Origin of the sequence: Neorhizobium huautlense, assembly GCF_030811685.1 — a bacterium.
Taxonomy (GTDB): Bacteria; Pseudomonadota; Alphaproteobacteria; order Rhizobiales; family Rhizobiaceae; genus Neorhizobium; species Neorhizobium huautlense_A.
Window position 1 is genome coordinate 187,616 of record NZ_JAUSRF010000011.1, and the last position, 23,487, is coordinate 211,102.

The 23,487-nt window shown below is 57.4% G+C and carries 22 protein-coding genes and 2 pseudogenes; 13 read left to right on the forward strand and 11 right to left on the reverse strand.

Translation table 11 applies throughout. From position 1 onward, the window contains the following. Nucleotide 1 precedes the first annotated feature (1 nt). The 3 genes from J2T09_RS17410 to J2T09_RS17420 all read right to left on the reverse strand — a co-directional run bounded on the left by J2T09_RS17410 (nt 2) and on the right by J2T09_RS17420 (nt 2,787). Nucleotides 2-676 (reverse strand): response regulator transcription factor, encoded by a 675-nt coding sequence (locus tag J2T09_RS17410; protein WP_306836945.1) that lies wholly within the window; start codon nt 674-676, stop codon nt 2-4. 4 nt (nt 677-680) lie between these two features. Then, a complete protein-coding gene (locus J2T09_RS17415; protein ID WP_306836947.1) occupies nt 681-1,070 on the reverse strand; it encodes a hypothetical protein in 390 nt (129 codons plus the stop codon). A gap of 859 nt (nt 1,071-1,929) precedes the next feature. After that, nucleotides 1,930-2,787 (reverse strand): class I SAM-dependent methyltransferase, encoded by an 858-nt coding sequence (locus J2T09_RS17420; RefSeq protein WP_306836949.1) that lies wholly within the window; start codon nt 2,785-2,787, stop codon nt 1,930-1,932. A 447-nt stretch (nt 2,788-3,234) separates the two neighbouring features. Here J2T09_RS17420 and J2T09_RS17425 point away from each other — a divergent pair, with 447 nt between their 5' ends. After that, entirely contained in the window at nt 3,235-4,296 is a 1,062-nt protein-coding gene (locus J2T09_RS17425) for an NAD(P)H-dependent flavin oxidoreductase (RefSeq protein WP_306836951.1), read from the forward strand. An 82-nt stretch (nt 4,297-4,378) separates the two neighbouring features. Here J2T09_RS17425 and J2T09_RS17430 read toward each other — a convergent pair whose 3' ends face one another. The 3 genes from J2T09_RS17430 to J2T09_RS17440 all read right to left on the reverse strand — a co-directional run bounded on the left by J2T09_RS17430 (nt 4,379) and on the right by J2T09_RS17440 (nt 6,696). Beyond that, nucleotides 4,379-5,200 (reverse strand): class II glutamine amidotransferase, encoded by an 822-nt coding sequence (locus J2T09_RS17430; protein ID WP_306836953.1) that lies wholly within the window; start codon nt 5,198-5,200, stop codon nt 4,379-4,381. A gap of 158 nt (nt 5,201-5,358) precedes the next feature. Continuing rightward, entirely contained in the window at nt 5,359-5,823 is a 465-nt protein-coding gene (alaE, locus tag J2T09_RS17435; protein ID WP_306836955.1) for an L-alanine exporter AlaE, read from the reverse strand. Between the two features lie 90 nt (nt 5,824-5,913). Beyond that, nucleotides 5,914-6,696, reverse strand: a complete 783-nt coding sequence (locus J2T09_RS17440) for an alpha/beta fold hydrolase (RefSeq protein ID WP_306836957.1) — start codon at nt 6,694-6,696, stop codon at nt 5,914-5,916. A 199-nt stretch (nt 6,697-6,895) separates the two neighbouring features. Here J2T09_RS17440 and J2T09_RS17445 point away from each other — a divergent pair, with 199 nt between their 5' ends. Further along, nucleotides 6,896-8,659 (forward strand): monovalent cation:proton antiporter-2 (CPA2) family protein, encoded by a 1,764-nt coding sequence (locus J2T09_RS17445; protein ID WP_306836959.1) that lies wholly within the window; start codon nt 6,896-6,898, stop codon nt 8,657-8,659. A 130-nt stretch (nt 8,660-8,789) separates the two neighbouring features. On the opposite strand, the gene J2T09_RS17450 is transcribed toward J2T09_RS17445, so the two are convergent. Next, nucleotides 8,790-9,668, reverse strand: coding sequence for a LysR family transcriptional regulator (locus tag J2T09_RS17450; protein WP_306836961.1), 879 nt, complete (start codon nt 9,666-9,668; stop codon nt 8,790-8,792). 146 nt (nt 9,669-9,814) lie between these two features. Between J2T09_RS17450 and J2T09_RS17455 the strand changes: the two genes are divergently transcribed. The 7 genes from J2T09_RS17455 (at nt 9,815) to J2T09_RS17485 (ending at nt 15,913) form a co-directional block, all read left to right on the forward strand. Beyond that, nucleotides 9,815-10,468, forward strand: coding sequence for a hydrolase (locus J2T09_RS17455; protein WP_306836963.1), 654 nt, complete (start codon nt 9,815-9,817; stop codon nt 10,466-10,468). Between the two features lie 157 nt (nt 10,469-10,625). Next, complete coding sequence (locus J2T09_RS17460; RefSeq protein WP_306836965.1) at nt 10,626-11,663, forward strand: LLM class flavin-dependent oxidoreductase; 1,038 nt, start codon at nt 10,626-10,628, stop codon at nt 11,661-11,663. Between the two features lie 31 nt (nt 11,664-11,694). Continuing rightward, entirely contained in the window at nt 11,695-12,615 is a 921-nt protein-coding gene (locus J2T09_RS17465; protein ID WP_306836966.1) for a LysR family transcriptional regulator, read from the forward strand. 30 nt (nt 12,616-12,645) lie between these two features. Next, nucleotides 12,646-13,581: a pirin family protein gene (locus J2T09_RS17470; protein WP_306836967.1), complete on the forward strand. Its 936-nt coding sequence runs from the start codon at nt 12,646-12,648 to the stop codon at nt 13,579-13,581. Between the two features lie 72 nt (nt 13,582-13,653). Next, nucleotides 13,654-14,904: a DUF5996 family protein gene (locus J2T09_RS17475; RefSeq protein ID WP_306837001.1), complete on the forward strand. Its 1,251-nt coding sequence runs from the start codon at nt 13,654-13,656 to the stop codon at nt 14,902-14,904. 46 nt (nt 14,905-14,950) lie between these two features. After that, complete coding sequence (locus J2T09_RS17480; protein WP_306836969.1) at nt 14,951-15,514, forward strand: hypothetical protein; 564 nt, start codon at nt 14,951-14,953, stop codon at nt 15,512-15,514. Nucleotides 15,515-15,565: 51 nt separating this feature from the next. Then, nucleotides 15,566-15,913 (forward strand): hypothetical protein, encoded by a 348-nt coding sequence (locus tag J2T09_RS17485; protein WP_306836971.1) that lies wholly within the window; start codon nt 15,566-15,568, stop codon nt 15,911-15,913. Between the two features lie 55 nt (nt 15,914-15,968). On the opposite strand, the gene J2T09_RS17490 is transcribed toward J2T09_RS17485, so the two are convergent. Both J2T09_RS17490 and metG read right to left on the reverse strand, forming a co-directional pair. After that, nucleotides 15,969-16,976 carry an NAD(P)-dependent oxidoreductase gene (locus J2T09_RS17490; RefSeq protein WP_306836973.1) on the reverse strand — a complete coding sequence of 336 codons (1,008 nt, stop codon included), beginning with the start codon at nt 16,974-16,976 and terminating at the stop codon, nt 15,969-15,971. 124 nt (nt 16,977-17,100) lie between these two features. Continuing rightward, nucleotides 17,101-18,654, reverse strand: coding sequence for a methionine--tRNA ligase (gene metG, locus J2T09_RS17495; RefSeq protein ID WP_306836975.1), 1,554 nt, complete (start codon nt 18,652-18,654; stop codon nt 17,101-17,103). A gap of 743 nt (nt 18,655-19,397) precedes the next feature. Here metG and J2T09_RS17500 point away from each other — a divergent pair. The 4 genes and pseudogenes from J2T09_RS17500 to J2T09_RS17515 all read left to right on the forward strand — a co-directional run. Next, a pseudogene (locus J2T09_RS17500) lies at nt 19,398-19,553 on the forward strand (ATP dependent DNA ligase); the annotation flags it as partial. Nucleotides 19,554-19,728: 175 nt separating this feature from the next. Further along, entirely contained in the window at nt 19,729-20,205 is a 477-nt protein-coding gene (locus tag J2T09_RS17505) for an Hsp20 family protein (protein WP_306836977.1), read from the forward strand. Between the two features lie 73 nt (nt 20,206-20,278). Then, nucleotides 20,279-20,578, forward strand: a complete 300-nt coding sequence (locus tag J2T09_RS17510; RefSeq protein ID WP_306836979.1) for a DUF982 domain-containing protein — start codon at nt 20,279-20,281, stop codon at nt 20,576-20,578. 10 nt (nt 20,579-20,588) lie between these two features. After that, the gene (locus J2T09_RS17515; protein WP_306836980.1) at nt 20,589-20,825 is read left to right on the forward strand and encodes a hypothetical protein; all 237 of its coding nucleotides are present in this window, start codon (nt 20,589-20,591) and stop codon (nt 20,823-20,825) included. 50 nt (nt 20,826-20,875) lie between these two features. On the opposite strand, the pseudogene ligD reads toward J2T09_RS17515, so the two are convergent. Both ligD and J2T09_RS17525 read right to left on the reverse strand, forming a co-directional pair. Continuing rightward, nucleotides 20,876-21,721: pseudogene (gene ligD, locus J2T09_RS17520) on the reverse strand (non-homologous end-joining DNA ligase); the annotation flags it as partial. 140 nt (nt 21,722-21,861) lie between these two features. After that, a complete protein-coding gene (locus tag J2T09_RS17525) occupies nt 21,862-23,232 on the reverse strand; it encodes an enoyl ACP reductase FabMG family protein (protein WP_306837003.1) in 1,371 nt (456 codons plus the stop codon). Nucleotides 23,233-23,487 lie beyond the last annotated feature (255 nt).

Here is a 23,487-nt window from a genome sequence, read left to right on the forward strand (position 1 = left end):
GTCATTTCTGCTCATGGAGGAAATATCCGACGCCGCGAATGTTACGGATGACGATATCCGCACCAGCATCCGCCAGTTTGCGCCGGAGGCGCGACATGTTGGCTTCAAGCGAATTTGACTGGATTTCGTCGTCGAAGGAGTACACGCTTTCCTCCAACGAAGACCGCAGCACCGTTCGTCCGAGATTCTTGAGAAGCGACTCGATGATCAGAAGTTCTCGTCGAGCAAGTTCCTGCCGGATGCCGTCGACATACAGGTCTCGTGCCACTCGATCATAACGGACATTGCCGGCCGTGATCATGTCTGTCTTGGCATCAGGCGCACGACGTGCCACTGCATTGAGACGGGCGATCAACTCATCGACCTCGAACGGTTTGGGTAGATAGTCATCGGCACCCCCATTGAGCCCGGCAATTCTGTCTTTCGTCGATCCCAAGGCGGAGATGATTATCGAGCGCGGTGGGTTGTCTGTTTGCCGGATCTCGGCGAGCAAAGTGCTGCCGTCACCGTCGGGAAGCTGGCGATCAATGAGTACAACATCGTATCGTTCGACGGCGATCGCCTCTCGCGCCGTGGTGAGGTCTGCCACCGCCGCAAGGACGAACTCATGCCTTGAAAGCGCTGTCCGAAGCGCGTCAGTCATTTCGGGATCGTCTTCGACCAGCAGGATTTTCATGTCGCTAAACGAAGTATCTTACGAGGTAGATGATTTCGAAGGCTTCATAGATCGCACCTAAGAGAAGAAGCGGGACGACGAGGGCGTAAAGCGAGACGACACGTGCGGCTGCACCCGATATCATATCCAATATGCCTGGCTGGATTTCCGGGTTCCGCAGCGTCACCGTCATCGTTGCTGCAAACAGGCCAAAAAATGCTGCATTGACGGCGATAAACTCTGCTCGACGGCGCCGGATGAGGCTTAACGCATGGCGCGCTGGATTGAGCACGAGGTGTGAGTTTCCGATTTTTGGCTTTGATCTCTTGCTGAGTTGAGGTTCGGCATCATCGGCAGGAGGCTGGCGCACGTACGTCCCAAGACTGGCGTCATCAACCGGCGGCTGGTCAATCAAGTCGAACTTGGTCAGCTCGAGCCTCCCGCCGAACTTGACCCTAGTTCCGCTGTCTCTCTCTTCTCATGCGCTCGTGCTGACGTCGCGCGTCTACCGCCATGATCTGGCTTAGCCTTGCCGATTCAAGGGTCCGCAATTGTGCGTCGTCACGACGCTGCTGCTGCTGGAGCATGCATCCGGTATGAGATGATGATCCGTATCGCGCGCCCATTCCAGAGCAGGTATCGTGGTCGGCGTAGCGTTGCTGTTCAGGTGTCTGGCAACCGGTCAGGATGAGGAGGCCTGCGAACATCGTTCCGGCACACAGGCGTCGCATGAAAACGTGATCTGGTGAGGCATTGCTCATTTCATGTACCTTCTTTTAGATAGTCATTCGATTGCGAGAGCAAAGCGCGATCCCGCCGGAAGCTTATGGGATTTCATAGTTACGTAGAAATTACGTGGTTGCCGCAGGTTGGCATCTGCGTCGTTGGCAAGAGCGGCGAAACCGGCTCTGGTCATGGTTCATGTTTGGTCTCGTTACGTCACCTTGACGTTGAGTATTTTCGACATGACAGGGTTGCAGAGGGTGGCATGGCCGTTTCGATGCAGTGTCCGCGCTGGTCAAGGCTGGCTCATGCCTCGATCTGAGGACATATGCAGGGTGACCCGGCCCTTGGCGATGTTTACGGGTGCGAATAAATCGCCCGGTTCCTTGAACAGTCCGAGCGGACCTGGTCACGCAATTGGCGTTGCTGAGGCCGCCAAAATGGAAGAGTTGGGAACTGAAGAATGAGCTTGACTGATCTCAAACCCAGCCTTGCGGCGGGCTGGGTTCGAGTAAAGTCTGGCGGCGGCAGTCAGACGAAGATACCGCGCTTCAAATTTTGGTTCCGACGGCCAAGACTGCTGTTGCGCGCAGGATGACCTTGGTGTCGCTTGCTAATCCATTGACGATGTCGAGTATCGCCGTATCGACAGACCGTCGCTGATCGTCGTCCAGCTGCGCGTAGACGCCTATATAGCCGTGGAAGTCTTTGAGAGCCTCAAGATAAGCATGTCCGGAAGGGCCTTCCCAGACGGTTTCGAATTCTTCGACATCAACCGAGGACATGTTGGCTTGTCTCATCTCATTGGCCAGCCGATCGGGATCAGAAAGCGCAAGAAATCCTTCAGGGGCTGCGGGCGGTCTTGATTCAGGAAAAACTGAGCGCAACGCCTGCATCATGATCATGAAAGGCCCTCCACCTGGCGGTGTGCGCCATGTCGCGACGCAGACCTTTCCGCCAGGTCGCGTCACACGCGACTGTTCCGCCAAACCGCGTCGCCAGTCAGGAAAAATGCTGGCTCCCAAAAGCGAGAATGTCACATCAAAACTTTCATCTTCCAGAGCGAGATTCTGGCCATCCATCAGCCTGGCCTCACTTGAGGGAAATGGGGCGAGTTGTTTCGTTAACAGGTTTACCATGCCCGGGGCATGATCGACAGCGAGCACTGATGCGCCACGAAGTGCTGCTGGAACACTCAATGCTCCCGCACCGGCCGCGATATCGAGGACACGAGTGCCCCATCGCACATCGCCCACGCGGTCGAGAGCTACAGCAGCGATCTGACCGGTGTTTCGGTTCGCCGTCATCTCATAAACACGGGCGAATTCATCTGTCATGTGTGGGTGATCTGAAGCGGATTTCGATTGAGGGATCCAGCTCGGTGTGTCTGCCGAATTTGATTTCGTCATGAAGAAATTCCTGATTCACGTATTGCTTGAATGGTTTGAACCGGTGGTCGATCGCCTGCCGCAAAAGGTGATTTTCAACATAATGTCTGGAACAGGTGTTGCTCTATAAATGCGCGAAGGAATTTCGATCGTAGAACTTGGCCCTTCGTGACGTTGCAACTCGAAACATGACCAAAAGAAACTGCCTCTCAGCAAGGCGGAACCGGGTTGCTAGGTCGCGTCTCTTTAATCGTCCATATTCTAGCTATCGGTAGCAGCGGCAAGATCATGCCGGTAGGCACATAAGCTGCAAAAGTCCGTTGCAGATAAAGGAACACGAAGGATCTGGCAGTTGCGTTAGGATCCTGTCACTTTGGAGTGGCTCCCACGGGCACTTCTCAAATTTGACCGCGCTGGCTGAGCCCCGACCGAATATGACGATGATGATAAAAGCTGTAGGATCTCGCGATGATTGACCTGCTCGGAACTCGGTACCCGATCATACAGGCGCCTATGGCGGGTGTGTCTACACCGGCGTTGGCAGCGGCGGTTTCCAACGCCGGTGCTCTTGGCTCACTTGGGGTTGGAGCAAGTTCGGTTGCCAAGGCCAGGTCAATGATTCTTGAAACCCGGTCTTTGACCACTCTTCCGTTCAACGTAAATGTCTTTTGCCACGCACCATCGCAAAGGGACAGAAATGCCGAAGCTGCGTGGATCAGTCATTTTGCCGTATTCTTTGAGGAATTAGGCGCGAAGGCGCCTGAGCAACTGAATGAAATCTACCAGACCTTCTTACTGGATGACGAAGCATTGCGCATGCTTCTCGAGTTGCGCCCGGCTTTTGTAAGCTTCCATTTCGGAATCCCTGCGGCTGAAATGATTGCTGCCTTCAGGAACGCTGGTATCAAGACCTTGGCAACTGCCACCAACCTGAACGATGCGCTGACGATAGAAGCTGCTGGTGTCGATGGCATCATCGCGCAAGGTATCGAGGCAGGAGGGCACCGCGGGGTGTTTGATACGCGGGCGCTTGATGAGAAGCTTGGCACGTTACCTCTGTTGCGACAGCTCGTCCGGGGAACCTCGTTGCCGGTGATCGCCGCTGGCGGCATTATGGACGGCTCTGCCATCAAGGAGGCACTCGATACTGGTGCTGCTGCTGCCCAACTAGGCACTGCTTTTATTCTGTGTCCGGAAACGTCGGCAGATGCAGGTTATCGAGCTAGTCTCAAAAGCGTCAGATCACACAAAACGAGATTGACATCAGTTGTGTCAGGCCGTCCGGCGCGAGGGATTATGAATAGGCTCATTGAGCATGGCGAGACGGCAACGGCACCGCGGCCCGCCGACTATCCGGTCGCTTACGATTTGGCAAAGCAGCTCCATGAGGCCGCGAAGGGGGCAAGCGATTACGAATTTGCAGCGCATTGGGCGGGGCAGAAGGCATCGCTCAGCCGGGAACTTCCAGCCGCGCGCCTTGTGCGGGTACTCGTTGAGGAGCTGGCCGCAGCAAACGGCGCAAGGGCTTGAGGCCATCTCACAATGCGCTGGTTATGGCGTCCGGCTAGTTGATGTTTCCACTGTCAGCCTGGGCCAGCTTGCGCTCAGCGTTCTAACCACCAGCAGAATATTCCGAAGCGGCCATGGCAGAGGCCTCGTCCTGGTGGCATGGTCGAAAATCGGTTTGATCCAGCGTTCGTCCGTCCGTTGCGATTGCTGTGCCGGGAGCAATCTCGATCCAGCCCGTCACATCATCATCGAGTGGTTCCGAACCGAGGACGATTCCGTCTGGATGTACCTGATAGAAGAGGCTTGGTACGAAACGGTCGGACGCATATCGGGCGGCGTAGAGCTTTTCTCCATCACTCCAACATGCCGCGAACCGCATGTATGGCGTGTAATCGCGCTCTCGCGATAACATCTCGACTTGTCCAACGGCCCGTTCCATTGCGGAAATGGGAGCATGATCAAGACCTAGACCAGCAGCAATAAGAAAGATTGCCTCACTGTCGGTCGCTCCATACCGCTGATCGTAGCAGTCCAAGGGTATCATTCCGTCGAGCTTCTGTCGCAGCTTCAGGTGGCCACCCACTTGCCCGTTGTGCATAAAGCTCCATCGTCCCCTGCTGAAAGGATGGCAGTTGTTTCGCGATGTCGCGGTGGACGTTGATGCGCGCACATGAGCAAGAAACAATCTGGCCCTGGTATGGGATGCGATTTGTTTCAAATTTTCATCGGACCAGGCTGGATGCACATCCTTGTAGACACACGGGGTCTCCTGATCGGCGTACCATGCAAGTCCGAAGCCGTCGGCATTCAGGGAGGTTTTGCCGACCAGTGCAGATCTGCTCTGCGTGACCAGGGACTGGTCAGCTTTGAGTACGAAATCATCAAGAAATCGAGGGGCGCCAATCCAGGCTAGAAAGCGGCACATTAGTCGGTGACCTCCAATAGATCTGCAGCAATCCCAGATAAGTCTACGCGCGAACGGACCACCCCGGCAGTCCTGCAAATCGCTCAACAGTGTTGCATGAACCGGAACGCTATTGTGTTGGGAGTCGCCATGAGTCCAAAGGCGACTTTGGGCTCCTCTCAGCCATTCAACGACATGGGCTTCAGTCCCCCTTTCGGGAGACCGAAGAGGCGTCTGACCCAATTGAGGAATAGGCCATATGGGGGGCCAAGCACCAGCATCATGACAGCTGCGCCGAAAACACCGCTCAACAAAACACCGCCTTTCGCACCGCTGATTGCGATAATCATCGCATAGATCGGGACCTGGAATGTCATGAGTGCGATACTGTCCCAGAACAATCTGGAGTGAGGTGTTTCGCTAGCGCGTCGCATCAACCAGTCACGCCAGATGCCATAAGGACGCGCCACCGGAACCATCAGGAGCGCGCCCAAAAGACGGGCATTGAAGACTTGTTCCCAAGTCATTCCCGCGATGATGCGCTCGTTGATGATACCCGTTGTCGTGAAGAACACGAGGAGCGCTAGCGTGTCGGCGACAAATGATCGTCGCCGGAAATTTTTCGATTGCGCTCCAGTGGCCATGATGAGGTTCTCCGTCTTTCTACACCCGTTGCGGTCAAGGAAGCCGAAGGGCGCAAACGCCGAGGCTTCTTCTCCACGCAGCAAGGTGTTCTATTTCGCCGCATCCTCGATGAGGTCTGCCACGATCTCCGGTTTCGAGACCATGACGACATGCGATGCGCCTTCGACGACGACCGTGCGCCGGGACCCGGCGCGCTCGGCCATGAACCCCAGTGCCTCCGCCGGAATATTCTTGTCGCCATCGCCATAAACGAAATAGGACGGCAAGGATTTCCAGGCCGGCTCTCCCGATTTTTCCGTCAGCGCAGCTTCGGTGATCGGCCGTTGGCCAACCGCCATCAGCGCGGTCGCGTCGGTGGGAACGTCGTGGGCAAACTGGTCGTGAAACTTCTCCTGGTCGATATAGAGATCGACGTCGCCTCCAGCAAGCTTGACCGGAGGAGCGAGAGCTTCGCCGAGCGTACCGCCCGGAAACTTGCCCGCGAGATCGGCTGCAGCTTCACCGGCATCGGGAGCGAAGGCCGCCACGTAGACGAGTGACTTGACGTTATCGTGCCCGTTCGCTGCATTCGAGATCACCTGACCACCATAGGAATGGCCAACAAGGACAACCGGTCCGTTGATGCTGCTCAGGACATCGGAGACGAGGCGCGCATCATTCGCGACGCCGCGCAGCGGATTGGCAACGGCGATGGCTTTGTAACCGTTCTTTTGAAGACGGGTAATGACGCCGTTCCAGCTGGAAGAGTCGGCGAAGGCGCCATGGACGAGGACAATGGTGGGCGAGGCCGGCTGGGCGGCAGCAGCGCCTGACAAAAGAGTGGCAGCCGCAAAAATCGTCATTGCAAGATTGGACACGAGAACCTCCTCCATTTTTCGAATCCGCTCAATTTGCAGAGTTTGAGCCCGACAGAAAGGGATTTACCGTTCCGATTTTCGCGACAGACTTTTGCAGATCACGCGACTATCCAGCCGTTGCCTGCACGGCTACCAGAAACATCTGAGAGACTGACAGAACAGAGCGCGAAGACGTTGTCGGCGCTGGCCGAAATTCCGATCGAAAGGCGACCGCATGGCTGAAGCAAGCTTGGGACAGACGATCGGGCCTGCGATCGTCCTGATGGGTGCAGCGGTTGCCGCCGTACCCTTGTTTCGGCGTCTCGGTCTCGGATCGGTTCTGGGCTATTTTACGGCCGGTGTTCTCGTCGGTCCTTCGGTGTTCGGCTTGTTTACCGATACCTTGTCCATCCTGCATTTTTCAGAGCTTGGTGTCGTCATGTTCCTGTTCGTGATCGGACTGGAACTGCGCCCTCAAAAATTATGGTCCATGCGTGGCCAGATCTTCGGATTGGGGCTCGTGCAGGTGGCACTCGCAATAGCGGCGCTGGCTATGACCGGCATGCTGGTCTTCGGCATGTCCGGCCCGGTGGCGTTTATCGCGGGGGCTGGCTTTGTGCTTTCCTCGACGGCCGTCATCATGTCGGTCTTGCAGGATCGCGGTGATATATCGAGTGCCGAAGGGCAAAAATCGGTTTCCATCCTCCTTTTCGAGGATCTCATGATCGTACCGCTTCTGGCGGTGGTGGCATTTTTGTCTCCCTTGTCGCAAGGGCAGGCGGGATGGACGGATATCTTGCTTGCGCTCGCAGCGCTGCTTGTCCTTCTGGGAGTTTCGAGATGGAGCCTCAACCCACTCTTTGCGCTTCTCGCGCGAGCCCGAACGCGCGAAGTGATGACGGCAGGCGCTCTTCTTGTCGTTCTTGGCGCTGCACTCCTGATGGATGTCGCTGGACTGTCCATGGCCATGGGTGCGTTTCTCGCGGGCGTCATGCTGTCGGGCTCGAGCTACCGTCACCAGATCGAGAGTGATGTCGAGCCATTTCGCGGGCTGCTGATGGGTCTGTTTTTTCTCGCCGTCGGCATGTCGCTGGATCTGTCGGTCGTGGCCGCCGAATGGTTGCTTCTTCTGACCATGCTGGCTGCATTCACCATTGCCAAGGGTGTCGTCGTCTATGTCGTTGCGCGCGTGCTCGGCAGTTCAAATCATCAGGCCCTGCATCGCACCTCGATGTTTCTGCAGGGTGGCGAATTTGCCTTCGTTCTTTATGCTGCGGCAGCCGCGGGCGGTGTTATCACTGCGCGCGAAAATGCGCTGTTCACGACCGTGGTGATATTTTCCATGGCACTGACACCGCTTCTCATGATTGCGGTAGACCGGCTGTTGAGAAACGCGGAGTCGATGGACGGCATCGATGCAGCGCAGGATCTGAATGGAAGGGTCCTGATGATCGGTTTCGGGCGGTTCGGTCAGGTCGCCTCGCAATTGCTGCTATCCAAAGGGGTCAGCTTGTCGGTGATAGACAGGAACCCGGCAAGCATCAACGACGCGGCGCGGTTCGGTTTCAAGGTGTTTTTCGGCGACGGAACCCGCCTTGATACCTTGCATCATTCCGGCGCCGCATCCGCCGATGCGCTGATGATCTGTGTCGATGATGCGAAAGCCGCCATGCAGATCGTTGAACTGGCGCAGCACGAATTTCCGCAGGCCAAGATCCTCGTGCGCAGCTATGATCGTGTTCATTCGGTCGAACTGATCCGTGCCGGCGTCGACATACAGATCCGTGAAACGGTGGAATCGGCCTATCTCATGGGAGAGGAGGGGCTGAGGGCGCTGGGCTTCGCCGACTTGGATATCGAAGATGCCGCACAGGACATCCGCCGCCGAGACCTCGAGCGACTGACGGAGCAGGTGCAAGGAGAACATATGTCGGGACGTGAGCGCCTTCACATCAACCCGGTTCCGCAAGCGTCGAGCGAAGTTGCGCCTTCGCATTAGTTTCCTGCCGCCCCCTCTCGGTTTCTGCCGATACCAAAACGAATAGCGGTCCCTGCGAACATGCGGGATCGCTCGATATGAGCTTTCAGGAGGTTGTTCATTCGCCCGGCTGCCGAGGCTTGGCACGCTTTTAGCCGGCCGAATGGTTTCCAAAACACTCGATGAGCATCTCGGTGAGGACCTTCACTTTCCGCGTGGGGTGCGGGCTGGGCGGCCTCACGACAAAGATGCCGGCCGGTGGGATTGGATAATGAGGCATGACCTCCACCAGACTGCCCGAACGGATGTGATCTGCCACGAGTGGCTCCGGCAGATAGGCGACCCCGAGGCCATCCAATACGGCCGCTATAAGTGATATCGCGTTATCGGCCACGAAACGTCCCTGAGGGCGCACCCGGACGATCTTGTCGCCATCCATGAATTGCCAGGTCTCGGCGTCTCGAGTGACCAATTGGTGATCCACAATTTCATCGGGCTTTTCGGGAGCGCCGTGAGCCTCGATATAGGCAGGGCTTGCTACCAGCCTGCCGAATATCGGACCGACACGCCTCGCAACGAGATTAGAGTCGGGGAGGTAACCTACCCGAATTGCGCAATCGAACCCTTCCCCGACGAGATCCACGAACCGATCAGTGTATGAAGATTGTATGTGCAGTTGCGGGTGTTGCCGTGCCATCTGCGAAAGAACAGGCGAAAAATGCGTTGGTCCGAACGATAACGGAGCGGCGACACGCATGCGGCCTCGAAGCTCGCCGGCGGGCAGTATGGTTTCTCGCGCGGCGTCCAGTTCAGCAGAAATTCTGGCAGCATAATCCCGGAATGTGGCGCCTGCTTCTGTCAGCGCTATGCCCCGTGTCGTCCTCGCGAGCAATTGCGCACCGAATTCAGCTTCAAGTCGCGTAATCCTGCGACTGACCATCGACTTGGAGATGCCCAGTCGCATCGCCGCAGACGAAACGCTACCGGCATCTGCGACTTCGACGAATGTTCTCAAATCTTCGAGTTCCAATGCGCGTTCCTTGTTTCGCAACACAGCTTAGCACGATCCGGGACTACCGTGTCGAAAAAGACAATGACAGGTTGCGACGGAATGTTTCTCCAACGGGAACATTCTCTAACTCAGCCTCGACGAACCGCCAAAACAGGATATTATCCATGACCTTTCGTAACGGCCTCAATTCCCTTCTCCGCCCCGAAGATTCCGTCCTCGTCCTCATTGATCACCAACCTTACCAGCTTGCCAACGTCAATAGCCATGACCCCCAGGCGGTCGTGAACAACTCGACCGCGTTGGCGAAGACGGCGAAGGCATTCAACGTCCCGACAATCCTGACGAGCGTCATTGAAGCGCGTGGCGGCAAGCTGTTCAAGCAGATCACCGACGTCTTTCCGGAGCAGGAAGTCATCGACCGGACCTGGGTGAACACCTGGCAGGATCAAAAGGTGGTAGACCTTGTCAAGGCGACGGGTCGCAAGCAGCTGATCATTGCAGGTCTGTGGACGGAAGTCTGCGTCGCCATGCCTGCCATCCAGGCTGCCGGCGAAGGTTGGGACGTGACGGTTATTACCGATGCGTCGGGCGGAAGCTCCACCGAGGCTCACGAAGTGGCCATCCAGCGAATGATCGCAGCTGGTGTCAACATGATGACCTGGATGGCTCTGGCGAGCGAATTCCAGCGCGATTGGGCACGCACCGAACACGTCGATGAACTGACCGACGTGCTTATCTCGCACATGGGCGGCAGCGGTATCGCTTACATGTGGGAACAGCAACTCCTCAAGACACCCGTCGAAAACAACGCGGGTTAATCGGTTGGATGGCGAACATATCGATGTTCGCCATCCAACTCCACTGATTGTGAAGCGGAACGGCCTTCCGCCTGGCGATCTGGTTCGCGGCAGATCTATTCGGCCGGCAACTCAGCTGGGACCACCCCTGTTGCCGGGGTTTCATCGAGGATGAATAATGGAAATCGGAATTGACAGTTTTGCAGCCATCCTTCCGGATCCGGTGACAGGCCGACTTCCGTCGCCGACGGTTCGCATGGCCGAACTGATCGAGGAAGTCGAAGTCGCGGACAGGGTAGGTCTCGATGTTTTCGGGATCGGTGAACACCACCGCGCAGAGTTTCTCGATTCAGCGCCGACAATCATACTTGCCGCGGCAGCAGCGCGCACCAGCAGGATCAGGCTGACGAGTGCGGTGACGGTACTGAGCGCTGCCGATCCGGTACGGGTCTTTCAGGAATTTGCAACGCTCGATCTCATCTCCAAGGGACGTGCGGAAATCGTCGTCGGGCGTGGATCGTTCGTCGAAGCCTATCCGCTGTTCGGTCTGGATACGCGCGATTATGACGAGCTTTTTGCGGAAAAGCTTGATCTGTTGCTCGCGCTTGGAGAGACGACGGAGGTGACATGGGAGGGCCGCTTCCGGCCGCCGCTCAACGGGCAGGGCGTATTTCCCCGCCCTCATCAATCACAGCTTCCGGTTTGGGTCGGCGTCGGCGGTACGCCGCAATCCTTCGCACGGGCCGGGACACTGGGCCTCCCGCTGGTCGTGGCCATTATCGGCGGAAACTTCGAGCGTTTCCGCCCGCTGCTCGACCTTTATCGTGAAGCGGGCAGCCGTGCGGGACACAGCCCGGATGCTCTGAAGGTCGGTATCCACGCCATGGGCTTTATCGGCGAGACCAATGCGGCTGCAGGTGATGCCTTTTTCCCCGGCTGGGCACATCTGACGGCAAAGATCGGTCTGGAGCGCGGATGGTCGCCGCCGACACGCCAGCAGTTCGAAGCGATGGCAGGCCCGGAAGGCGCATTCCTGGTTGGTGACCCGCAGACTGTGGCAGCCAAGATGCTGCAGGCCAGCGAAACACTGGGTGGCATTTCCCGCATCACCTTTCAGATGAGTACGGCCTCTCTCGATGCCACGGCCATGAAGCGATCCATCGAACTTCTGGGCACGGAAGTCGCGCCGATCGTGAGGGCAGCACGCGGAACTTAGTTCATGCCTGATCGCCAAACGGGAGGAGCAAGTGGATATCGAAGATCTGCGCACATTTGTCGAAGTGGCCGATACCGGAGGTGTCTCACCGGCGGCGCGGCGATTGGGGATTTCCAAATCGATGGTCAGCCGCCGGCTCGCCCGGATCGAAACGGAACTTGGCGTCCAGCTTCTTGCACGCACCACACGAGGCGCGGGCCTGACGGAGGCGGGGGTGACATTCCGTGAGTTTGCAGCGAAGACCTGCGGCGAGATCGATATTGCGCGTGAGACGATATTGCCAGATGGCGATCTTCGTGGGCGATTGAGAGTTGCAGTTCCGCTGACATCAGGGCCAATGTATTTTGCACCGGTGCTGGCGGATATGGCAAGCCATCACCCGCAGCTTCAGATCCATGCCGAATATAGCGACCGGTTCGTCGATCTCGTTGCGGACGGTTTCGATTGCGCAATCCGGGTCGGCACTCTCCCTGACTCCAATCTCATCGCGAGACGCGTGGGCGAGATCTATGGAAAGCTCGTCGCCAGTCCAGACTATATTCGCCGGCATGGCTCACCTGAAACGCCGGAGGATATCGCAGCCCATCAGGCCTTGATAGGGGCGGAGGCGTGGCGGTTTACGGAAGATGACAAGATCATCACCGTGCAGCCGCAAGGGCGCTTCAGTTCCGACAATGGCGCCGCTCTTGCAAGCGCGGCAGCGGCGGGACTTGGCCTCGCATGGCTTCCCGATTGCGTCACCCATGAATATCTGGCGTCCGGCGCACTCGTCCCGGTCATGACCCGCTTTCCGCTGCCGGTGGGCGGTGTTTTTGTCGTGAGGCCCTCCAGCCCTCATCCGGCGCGCAAGGTGCGTATCCTCGCCGAGTTCCTGATCGCCTCATTCGAAAAAGGCCGGCATCCGCAGGATGCCGGGAGCGAACCTCATACAGCCGCTGTTCTTCAGGCATAGAGAAATAATCAGAAAGGAAAGGGCGCATAGATGAGTTGGAACCCTGCAATCGAACCGGGCTGTCCCGATGAGGTCGGTATCGACGCGATCGAAACACTAATCGTGCCTCGGGCGCGGGATCTCGGCGGCTTCGAAGTGCGACGTGCCTTGCCGGCGCCGAAGCGGCAGATGGTGGGGCCGTTCATCTTCTTCGATCAGGCGGGACCGGCCGAGTTGTTGACCGGTCAGGGCATCGACGTTCGTCCGCATCCGCATATCGGTCTTGGCACCGTCACTTATCTCTTCCGCGGCGATTTCCATCACCGCGACAGCACCGGAGCGGATCAGGTCATCCGCCCGGGCGCACTGAACTGGATGGTGGCGGGACGCGGCGTTACCCATTCGGAGCGGACAACCGCAACGGCCCGAACCGGCCCCAACAGCCTGTTCGGCATCCAGACCTGGCTGGCACTGCCTGAAGCCCATGAAGATATGGACCCGACCTTCGAGCATCACGGCCAGGAAACGCTGCCGGTAATCGAGGACAAGGGCATTTCTCTGCGGCTCATTCTCGGAAACGCCTATGGGGAAAAGGCTCCGGCCACCATGCTTTCGGAGACATTTTATGCAGATGTCGCGCTGGAAGCGGGCGCACGTCTGCCGATGCCCGACAATCATGAAGACCGGGGCATCTATATCGTCGAGGGTTCGATTTCGATTGCCGGTCAGGATTTCGAGGCGCCGCAGATGATGGTTTTTCGTCCGGGTGACAAGATCACGGTCGCGGCTGGCGCGATGGGAGCCCGGCTGATGATTCTCGGTGGGGCGACACTTCCCGGACCGCGTTATCTCTGGTGGAATTTTGTTGCTTCTTCGCAGGAGCGCATCGAAACAGCAAAAGCGGAATGGCGTGCCCAAAACTGGGGCAAGGGACGTTTCAACCTTCCGGTCGATGACCGCGACGAACATATTCCGCTTCCTGATTGAACGAAACGGAAGCTGTAAAGACCGGCGAAGCGCGCATGAATGCCGCGCCAACCAACCCATGGAGGAAGCAAGATGAACAACAGGTGGCCTGATCTCGATTATCTAAGCTGGCGCGAAACCTGTTCCGCCCTGCATCTTTACCTGCAGGTCGTGGGCAAGTACCGGCTTGCGCATACACCTTGGCTCAACCACTCCTGGAACGCCACTTTATACGTCACGCCCCGCGGTCTCACGACATCATCCATCCCTGATGGAGCAGGGGTCGAAATCCTGTTCGATTTCCATGATCACCGTGTGATGGGGGTTAGTGGTGATGGTCGCACAGCGTCCTTCGACCTTGGCCCGTCCACGGTTGCAGAATTCCACGACCGATTTGTTCGGCTGGTCTCGGATCTCGGTGGCAAACCAAGCTTCAACGGACAACCGAACGAGGTGCCTCACCCGGTCCCGTTCCGGGAGGACGATCGCGACCGCATTTATGATCGCGATGCCGTACAACGTTTCCATCAGGCTTTGATGGCGATCGATCGTGTCTTCAAGACATTCCGGACGTCGTTTCTCGGAAAGTCCAGTCCCGTTCATTTGTTCTGGGGGAGTTTCGATCTCGCCGTGACGCGTTTTTCGGGGCGGACGGCGCCGCTCCATGCCGGCGGGATTCCGGCCCTACCGGATGACGTTGCGCAGGAGGCTTATGACCGTGAGGTCTCGTCTGTAGGTTTTTGGCCGGGCGGTGGTGGCCTGGACTATCCGGCTTTTTATGCCTACGCCTATCCGGCGCCTCAAGGTTTTCGGAATGCAGCGATCATGCCAGACGCGGCATTCTGGCATGACGGCCTCTCCGAGTTTATCCTGCCTTATGATGCCGTGCAGTCGGCAGCGGATCCCGACGCGGCACTGATGGCATTCCTCGTGTCCAGCTACGAAGCCGCCGCCGATCTGGCGCATTGGGATCGTGAAATGCTGGACTGCGCGCATGGGCGACCGGGCGTGGTCCGCCCACAAAATGCAAGACAGCTCAACACCGCTCCCGCACCAGATGATGCAAAGGTCGAACGGGAGGATGGCTCGTCTAAGGGGCGCTACCGGCTCGTCGTCGATGGTTTCGAGGCCGAGATGACCTATAGCCGGGCAGGTGAAGGATTGATGATCATCGACCACACGGATGTACCCTCGGCCTTGCGTGGGCGAAAAATCGGGGAACGGATGGTGCGGCAGGCCATTGAAGATGCAAGGCGTGACGGCGTCGCCATCATTCCCCTTTGCCCTTTTGCGAAAGCGCAAATCGACCGTCATCCTGAATGGCAGGATGTTCTCAAAAGGTGAAATCACGCACCGGGCAACATGGTTTTTATCGGTGTCGGAGGATAGAATGCAGGAGAAAACCTTCAGATTTCAGGAGGCCGACAAAATCCTTCTGGCCGCCGTCGACGACGCCATCGAGCGAGCAGTTGAAGACGCCGGGCCTGAGCTTCAAGCGCTGGGTATCGGCAGGACACCGCATGATTACTTCGCCGATGCCGCGCTTCGACACCTGTTCCTGCGATTGTGCGGCGCGAACCCGCAAACCAATACGGGCGGCGACCCTGAAGCCGCATGGAAAATCCTCTATATCGGCCGCAGTGTCGCTCGGCACTGGGAAAGGGAGCGCGGTGTTCCAGCCGCTATCCGACGGAAAAAGGATCGGCCGCAAGACATTGAAACGGATGTGAGTGAACGCCGGCAACTGGCGCTCGCCGCAAGGGATTTCGCGTTGAAAACCGCTATCCGCATCTTGATCGATCAAGCCCGCGCGTCCGATCCACAGATCGACGAGCGTCTTGAAGCCGCAATCGACGCCCGCCATGGCCGCCTCGAAAACGTTTCGGAGACAGACCGCGAGTTCACCGAAAAGGCCAGAAACGTCATGCGGCTCCTGACCGGGCGGCCGGAGTAGAAGTTGGCAAGCCCTCCCTGAAGATGCGCATTTTCACAAGAGGTAAGAACCATGACGGAAAGCTGTCCCGTACTTTCACCGGCCGAGAGAGAGGCCGTCGACATCATCAAACGCGCCGATCATGCGCTGGCTGCGGCTGTCTCACGGGCATTGGAGGAGGTGACCAGACAGGCTGCCGAGGAAATGCAGGCGGCGGGGCAGGGCGACGCCGCGCCCTCGCTGCAGTATTTTGCCAGCGTCATCCATCAGCGCATGTACTGTATCATATGCGGCGCGAACCCGGACACTTTTGAAGGAGGCGATCCAGACATCGCCTACCATGTCATTCGCAACAGCCAGGGCATTGCCAAACATTACTGGTCGGCGGATATCGAGCCCTACCCACTTCCAACGTTTTAGGAACATCAGGCCAGACTGCAGACGGTCTTATCCCCTCCGCAGCCTGATCCGTCTGTCAAACAGGGTCAAGCGTCAACAGACTGCCGCCGGCTGCCTCCAGTTGTTGCAGATATCTCTTCGCTTCGAGCAACTGGTACGGGAAATACAGACCGGGCGGAGTGGGCTCTCGTCCGTCAATTCCGGTCAACCGCTCAAGGATTGACGCGACGCCCATGGCCGTTAAAGGTGCGGCGCCGCCGGGGTGAAAGACCGCATGTCGTGTCTCGAGCAATTGGCCATCCAGAGCTTCGCCTGACATTTCTATGATGATCTCGGTCGATTTCGGCTCACCACGACGTCGCGTCGAACTGATACCGGTTGCAAGGTCGAACCGGACGTTTTTCGCGCCCGTGGCAGCAGCGAGACCAACAACGTCGATCGACGAAAATCCCGAGGCTTTGATTTCGCTGCCGTCGATCGCATGGAATATTGCCTGAGCATCCTCACCTTCCCGCCAGACATATATACCGTCGCGGCGGGTGAGCGCCGCCGGCATCATCCTGGACAGGCGCTTGAAGTCTTCCGCAACAGCCGGTCCGCCACCGTCTTCCTCATCGACCAGTGCTCCAATCCTGATGGTGTCAACGCGCACGAAACTTTTGGCGAGTTCGAGGGCGCAGACCGTTGTCGCTCCCACCAGCCATTCATACCCAAGAACAACTGCGCCTGCGCCGGGATTGTGCATGAAGGTTGCGATCTCGGGTGCGATCTCGAATATGCCGGATGAGATGCCGAGATGAGGTAGGCCGCGCTCATTGGCAAAACGAAGCCCGGCAAGGCGTTCATCCGCGTGGAAAACCGAGACGGCAGCCACCCGCCTGCCGCCTAGACCGAGATCGGCGGCATCCAGGTCCAGTACGACAGCCTCGGCATTCCCGAGTTCTGCGGCGGCTTTTTGTGCCCTGGCAAGGTCGCGACCGGCGATGAGAAAGGGAAGGTCGGGATGTCGGTCTCTCAGCGCTTCAGCGCTCAGGCGGCCGATTGCGCCGGAGCCGCCCATCATCAGGATAGGATCAATGTGCATGGATTTCTCCCTTTGGTCTTCGCATCAGGCAATCCCATTGGTTGCCGAATGACTTGAAAAATGGACGGTTTACGCCCGATCGACATATGGATGATCGCCAATCGGAAAATGATGTAGACACCGTCTAAACAGTGCCTCTGCGTGGAAAAAGAACCGAATTTGCCCGCGTTTTTCGGCCGCTGACGTCAATCGGTTGGCGGTAATGCGTTGTTATGGGAATGCCGAGCTTGCTATGTAGTTCCGCGGCGGATCGTGGAATGAACGGCAGGAGGCAGCGCGCCACGATGGCAAGGCCATATATCTGCTCCGCCAAGGTTGCGGCCAGGCGCTGTGTGGTCACCGTCCGCTCGTGTGCCGCGATCTCACCAGCCAGCGCCTTGGCATCTGCCCATGGCGCCTGCTTCGTGAACACCCTGTTCGCCTCGGCCAGATAGGCGAAGATCTCGCTCAGGCCGATATGCAGTTCGTAATTTCCGAAGGATTGATGGACCTTTTCGCAAAGCTGTTGCGCCTGTCGCACCAGCGCACTCTCGGGTATTTCCGGTGTCACTCCGTCAAATGTGGTGGCCAGAAGTGCGAGAACCCGGTTTGCGAGGTTACCCAGTTGTCCGCCGAGTTCTCCCGACCACGCCGCATCCAGCCTGTCCTTGGAAAAATCACCGTCATCTGCTGAGCGGATGTGCCGCAAAAGGTAATATCGAAGAGCATCCGGCGTGCCGTAAGCCTCGATCAATCGATCCGGCGCAATACCGTTGCCGGCAGATTTTCCGATCTTTCGGCCATCGACCGTCAGATATCCGTGCACGCAGATGGATGTGGGCAGCGGCAGGCCGGCGGATAGCAATATGGCTGACCAGTAAATGGCATGGAATTTCGAGATGCCCTTGCCGACGAAATGAATGCGTTCGCTATCCTCGGTCCAGTACTGACGGTAAAGTGCATCATCCGAGCCGTAACCGAGCCCAGTCAGGTAGTTCGCCAAAGCGTCGAACCAGACATAGACGACCTCGTCGCTTCCTGGTACGGGCACGCCCCACCCCCGCGCTCGTTCAGCGCTGCGCGAAACACTGATATCGGCAAGCCCACGCCGCAGCAGGGCGGTGATTTCGTTTCGTCGATGGGTCGGCGTAACCTGAAGTTCGCCTGCTTCGATCAACGTGAGGATCTGATCGCCGTATCTGGACAGCCGGAAAAACCAGTTCTCTTCCCGAATGAGTTCAAGTTCCACGCCGTGCTCGGGGCATTTCCCGTCATCGAGTTCCGATGGCTCGTAAAACTGTTCGCAGCCCACGCAATAAAAGCCCTCATAGGCCTTGCGATAGAGATCCCCACTCCCGGAGCAGGCAGTCCATATGGAATGAACACAGGCCACATGCCGCGGATCGCGTGAGGTGCGAACAAACTCGTCATTGGAGATGTCGAGCTGCTCACCCAGTCGCTCGAAACTGTCGCCATTGGAGCCGACGAAGTCGGCAACGGCCTGGCCGGCGGCTTCTGCTGCGCGAACATTCTTCAGGCTATTATCGTCGGTCCCGCACTGAAAGCGTAGATCCCGCCCCAGCAGCCGATAGTGACGCGCATAGGCATCTGCCTGCACAAGCTCGAGCGCGAAGCCGACATGTGGCGATGAATTGACGTAGGGTATGGAAGTGGTGAGGTAGGTGGTCGATCGTGTCATAAGAATATCCTCTCGAAGGGTGCAAAACCCTTGAGGCGGATCGCAAAATAAAAACCGCCTCAAGGGCGGTCTCTAGTGCACTGAAGACCCACGAAACCCGCCACGCTATAAGCGCGGCATCATCATCGTTGCGTTGGTCAGACTGCTATTCATGACGCAAGCGCTATCATGTGTTGAACTCCCCGACAAGCTGATCGGCGTTGCTTATCCTGCGACACCGTTTTGCTGAACATGGCGTCATCATAAATGTCACGGACAATAATAACGCGGGTCAGCGGTATCGAAAGTGCCGCATTGTCGATCGTACTGACGATACGATGAAATTCTATCGTGGCTTCAGGTTGATCGTAGCAAAATCGACAATTAGGGGTTAGGCAAACGTGCTATCCCGTCATAGCCGTTATGTTTACTTTCGCTGAAACGAGGCGCTAGCCGCAGAAAACCAGCTAGCCGCAACCTCAATCGAATCCAGCCGACCTTTTCAACATAACCGCTAATTTCGGGCGGCTGCTGACCATGTAAAGCTAGTGGATATGACAGATTACGATCTGCTCAAGTCAGGTGGGAGGTACGGCGACGCGATTATAGAATCTGATATTTTTCAGAACCTTAACGATAAAATTTGCGTGGTCGTCGGTTCACATCCCATCAAGGCGTTATGGGAGGAACGCACGCAGAGAGTCGCTTAGGCTCGTACGGTGGCGGGAGTAACCGGCTCCACTGCCTTTCGATCTCCGTAAGGCGTACCGCTCAAGAGCAGGAACTACGTCTTCGCGCAGCCGACGCTGATTGCCGAGATCGAGTTCCGTGGCTGGACCGACGACGGCAATCTGCGGCACGCATCTTACAAAGGACTGCGTGAGATTCAGGACAATGCCGCTGTTTATGAACTCGACTGAGCAGGAATTCCAGCGCGTCGGCGAGGCCTTAAATTTTTTCAGCTGGTGCTCTTGAATCCTAAATCCTCAAAAACCAAATCGATTGCCGCCAGCCGCTGAGAACAGGGCTGGCCTTGCTTGGAAGCACCGAGTTTCGGCGCTTCTGTACCCATGTTGCTTCAAGGAGGATATGGCTATGGCAACATCTTACGACTACGCACCTCTCTTCCGTTCGAGCGTCGGCTTCGACCGGGTCTTCGATCTCCTCGAAAATGCCCAGCGCGCCCGCTCGATCAGTGATTGGCCGCCCTATGACATCGTCAAGACCGGCGATGACAGCTACCGGATTTCAATCGCGGTCGCAGGTTTTGCCCGAGATGATCTCGACATCACCTTCCAGTCCAATTTGCTGACGGTCACTGGTAAGAAGCAGGAGACGGCATCCGAAGGCTACCTGCATCGCGGCATCGCAGGTCGTCCGTTCGAACACCGGTTCGAGCTTGCCGACCATGTCAGGGTAAATGGCGCCGACCTAAACAACGGTCTTTTGTCGATCGATCTCGTTCGTGAGATCCCGGAGGCGTTGAAGCCGCGCAAGATCGACATCCAGACGGATCCGGCTCTCGTGCAGTCGACCGCCCCGGTGCAGATCGAGGCGCAAAAGGCCGCTTGACTGAAACTTTGGAGAAGGGCGCCGCTGGCCGCGGCGCCCTATCGCACATTCCGGGTTGGGAAGGAGAGAGATAATGAAACCCGATATGTTCAGAGAACCTGTGATCATCCTTGTCGGTCTTGGCTTTCCCGCCAAGGTCCGAACAGTTATGGACGCCTACCGGCATCTCGTCGAATGGCCAGCATCAATGCGCGACACGGCTTATTCGGTGGCGCTGAAGGCCTGTGGCGCAGCCCTGCGCGGCGAGATCGAAGCGGAGACCGCACGCGGCCTGTTCGCAGCTTTCGCTGAGAAGCACGATCTGCTGGCACCGGAGCCTGATATCATCGCCGCTTCCAGTCGCCGGCACGACAAAGATCCGCACGTTCGCTAGGGAGGCCGACATGGACCAGATTTTGCAGCAGACCACGAGCAATGCTGCGGCGACGGGTCCGACGATCCTGCTTCAGGGCATGCAGATTGAGCGGCCGCTTGACGTGGTGAATGCGACTGGTCTCACTGTGGACGACAAACGGACCATACTGGCGGCATGGGCTTCGGATTACTATGCGTTGGATTCGACGCCGGCGTTCCGCCATATTCCCGGAACGTCGAAGCCGGTTTCCATCGATGAGCTTTAGGCTGCCCTCCGAGAACTTGACCGGCGCTATGGCTTCTGACGACAGCGATCTTAGGCAGCCCGTTTCATCGACTTCGCCAATCGTTTGATGGCCTGCTCCAACGGACGCTGGCCATCGCAATAATCCTGCCAGGCGCTGGTCTTCTGTAGGAGCGCTGGCACGGTGCGGATGGTGAAGCGTTTCGGGTCGAGATCGGTCTTAATGTGGCTCCACGTGAGAGGCATCGACACGGTGGCGCCGGGCCTTGCGCGCGGTGACAAGGGTGCAACCGCCGTCGCCATCCGGTCATTGCGCAGGTAGTCGAGGAAGATGCGGCCGTTGCGCTGGTTCTTGGCCATCTTGATCAAATAAAGCTCCGGGTTCTCGCGTGCCATCTGTTGGCAGACATCGTGGGCGAAACCTTTTGCATCTGGCCAGGTCAGCTTCTTGCCCTTCGTTACCGCGAGCGGCGTGACGACATGCAGGCCCTTGCCGCCGGTGGTCTTGCAGAAGCTGACGAGGCCGAGTTCCTCCAGCCGGTCGCGCATTTCGCGCGCGGCTTCGACAACGGTGGAGAACGGGACATCCGGACCGGGATCGAGGTCGAAGACAAGGCGGCCTGGCACCTCCGGCTGGCGCGGTTCGCAATTCCACGGATGCAGTTCGACACCGCCGATCTGGGCAACGGCGGCACGGCCTTCGACGCGATCGATCTGCAGATAGGGTTTCTCGTCGCCGAACACCTTGACCAGTTCCAGCAGGTTAGACGTTCCCGGCATGGCATGCCGCTGGAAGAACTGCTCGCCGCCAATGCCTTCAGGCGTCCGAATGATCGAGCATAGCCTCCCTTTGATATGGTCGATCAGACACGGTCCGACGGTCTCGTAATAGCAGGCAAGATCTTCCTTGGTCACCGGCTAATCCCAGCCAAATGCAATGATGGCCGCAGGTCTTTGTGCTGATGGGTGAGGTTAACTTTCGAGGTAGTCGGGCGACTCATCATGTTTGAAATGCAAGATGGCTTATGCCTCATCGAATCTCGTATTGACGACATCCGTTATACGGCCTCAAGCGATTTCGAAGCGACCGTCCCAGAGCGTTCCAAGTAATTGTCTTGGTGGGTCGCATTAAGCTTCCTGGCAACGATATCGTGGTTCAGCCAGAGGATCGGACCCGATGGTGCCGAGCTCTCACTGAAGATAATCTGCCCCGTTGCCTCCACCACGAGTGCGCTGAGCTTATCGCTTACCAGCGACTTGGTATCCTTGTGCATCTGCATGATTTCTGCGGATGTACCGATCGTGAGGTCAGCCTGTTCTTGACAGTTTGGCATAGGCCAAGCACCGAAATCGTAAAATGGTCGCATGACATCGTTCGCCTGCATACGTTTGATCTTCTCGAGAACCTCCTGAAGGGATACGCCTTCAGCAAGCAGGCGTTGGCAGGCTTGCCACTGATCGTCAGCCCATTCGCCACCGTTCTCCTTTTTGAGTGCGAGTAGCAACGGGATGAGCGGAAGCTCGATTCCTGCGAAAACGTCAGATGAATTCGTGCGGATTTCGGGGCAGTTGTAGACTGTTGCCATGACACCGTTTCGCCAGGCTTCACTCGCTATGCCCTCGAGCCGCATCTTTGCATGGCCCTGTGTGTAATTTGTATAAGTCTGCCACCGGTAGGAATTATCAATCAGTACCGCGGTCCCGTGATAACCATACGCCGTGTAGCGAACTTGACCGCCCGTCGACTCGACGCGCGCCCTTAGGCTCGCACTGCCATCGATCAGATGCTGGAAGGTGACCGCGGAAACCTCGTCAAAGTTCTGTAGGATTAGCTTGCCCATGTCGCTATCCACAAGGGCTTGCGACGACAAATGGCGGCTACCTGTCCCTTTGTAGATGCGGTTGGCTACAACAAGAAAAATCTTGGCCTTCGGTATCCCGCCTGCCATCGTATGAGCAAAGAAGACGTTTCGGCCTGCGGGAATCATGTCTTCGAGTTCGGACATGACCTCTGCGACCCCGTTTTTAAACCTGGCTGACGCGATCTCCTGGCAACGCTGGATATATTCCCAATCTAGCCGCTCGTGTTGCCAATTTTCGAGGGTGAGCCGCGAAAGCATGTCCGTTGGCGTCGGTCCACCCGGGGGCGCATCCAAGTCAAAGCCGGCCATCAACGGGATATTGATGACCTTGCCGCCGAGGTTAGCTTCCGCAGCAGCGTGCTCCTCACCAGTCAGTGGACGCAGCGCATTGTTTTCGTCGCGCCGCCCGACCGTAATCCCGACGACCTGCATTCCCGCCCGTTTGGCCTCTTCGACCAAACCGGTAGCATAGCCTCTTCCGAACAGCTCGCCGAAAAGGACAAATATGTCACCCTCTTCGAAGAGAGTGTTCTTCGATAGACGGTCCAAGGCGATTGGTTTTTCCATGATGGTGCACTCTCGAAGCTTCTGCGGATATGTCTGTGCGGTCCCAGACATGCTGCAGATGCCCTCGAAATGGAAAACTGCAAAGTCAAAATCGGTGACGTTTGATGTCACAACGTGATCACTCCGGGAAAATTTCGAGCTGCGTTTGCTAGATCCGCCCTAGGTGTTTAGTCCCACAGTGTGATGGCGTATTATTGTCGCGATCACAGAGGGACACTCTATGGGCCAATTTCTTCATGGCAGCGCCAAGACCAC

What these genes read in the sequence shown, in the direction of transcription:
- J2T09_RS17410 (WP_306836945.1), bottom strand. Translation starts at nt 676, where the DNA reads ATGAAAATCCTGCTGGTCGAAGACGATCCCGAAATGACTGACGCGCTT.
- J2T09_RS17455 (WP_306836963.1), top strand. Translation starts at nt 9,815, where the DNA reads ATGACCTTTCGTAACGGCCTCAATTCCCTTCTCCGCCCCGAAGATTCC.
- J2T09_RS17430 (WP_306836953.1), bottom strand. Translation starts at nt 5,200, where the DNA reads ATGTGCCGCTTTCTAGCCTGGATTGGCGCCCCTCGATTTCTTGATGAT.
- J2T09_RS17480 (WP_306836969.1), top strand. Translation starts at nt 14,951, where the DNA reads ATGCAGGAGAAAACCTTCAGATTTCAGGAGGCCGACAAAATCCTTCTG.
- alaE (WP_306836955.1), bottom strand. Translation starts at nt 5,823, where the DNA reads ATGGCCACTGGAGCGCAATCGAAAAATTTCCGGCGACGATCATTTGTC.
- J2T09_RS17525 (WP_306837003.1), bottom strand. Translation starts at nt 23,232, where the DNA reads ATGGAAAAACCAATCGCCTTGGACCGTCTATCGAAGAACACTCTCTTC.
- J2T09_RS17485 (WP_306836971.1), top strand. Translation starts at nt 15,566, where the DNA reads ATGACGGAAAGCTGTCCCGTACTTTCACCGGCCGAGAGAGAGGCCGTC.
- J2T09_RS17470 (WP_306836967.1), top strand. Translation starts at nt 12,646, where the DNA reads ATGAGTTGGAACCCTGCAATCGAACCGGGCTGTCCCGATGAGGTCGGT.
- J2T09_RS17475 (WP_306837001.1), top strand. Translation starts at nt 13,654, where the DNA reads ATGAACAACAGGTGGCCTGATCTCGATTATCTAAGCTGGCGCGAAACC.
- J2T09_RS17505 (WP_306836977.1), top strand. Translation starts at nt 19,729, where the DNA reads ATGGCAACATCTTACGACTACGCACCTCTCTTCCGTTCGAGCGTCGGC.
- J2T09_RS17420 (WP_306836949.1), bottom strand. Translation starts at nt 2,787, where the DNA reads ATGACGAAATCAAATTCGGCAGACACACCGAGCTGGATCCCTCAATCG.
- J2T09_RS17490 (WP_306836973.1), bottom strand. Translation starts at nt 16,976, where the DNA reads ATGCACATTGATCCTATCCTGATGATGGGCGGCTCCGGCGCAATCGGC.
- metG (WP_306836975.1), bottom strand. Translation starts at nt 18,654, where the DNA reads ATGACACGATCGACCACCTACCTCACCACTTCCATACCCTACGTCAAT.
- J2T09_RS17460 (WP_306836965.1), top strand. Translation starts at nt 10,626, where the DNA reads ATGGAAATCGGAATTGACAGTTTTGCAGCCATCCTTCCGGATCCGGTG.
- J2T09_RS17510 (WP_306836979.1), top strand. Translation starts at nt 20,279, where the DNA reads ATGAAACCCGATATGTTCAGAGAACCTGTGATCATCCTTGTCGGTCTT.
- J2T09_RS17515 (WP_306836980.1), top strand. Translation starts at nt 20,589, where the DNA reads ATGGACCAGATTTTGCAGCAGACCACGAGCAATGCTGCGGCGACGGGT.
- J2T09_RS17425 (WP_306836951.1), top strand. Translation starts at nt 3,235, where the DNA reads ATGATTGACCTGCTCGGAACTCGGTACCCGATCATACAGGCGCCTATG.
- J2T09_RS17440 (WP_306836957.1), bottom strand. Translation starts at nt 6,696, where the DNA reads ATGGAGGAGGTTCTCGTGTCCAATCTTGCAATGACGATTTTTGCGGCT.
- J2T09_RS17445 (WP_306836959.1), top strand. Translation starts at nt 6,896, where the DNA reads ATGGCTGAAGCAAGCTTGGGACAGACGATCGGGCCTGCGATCGTCCTG.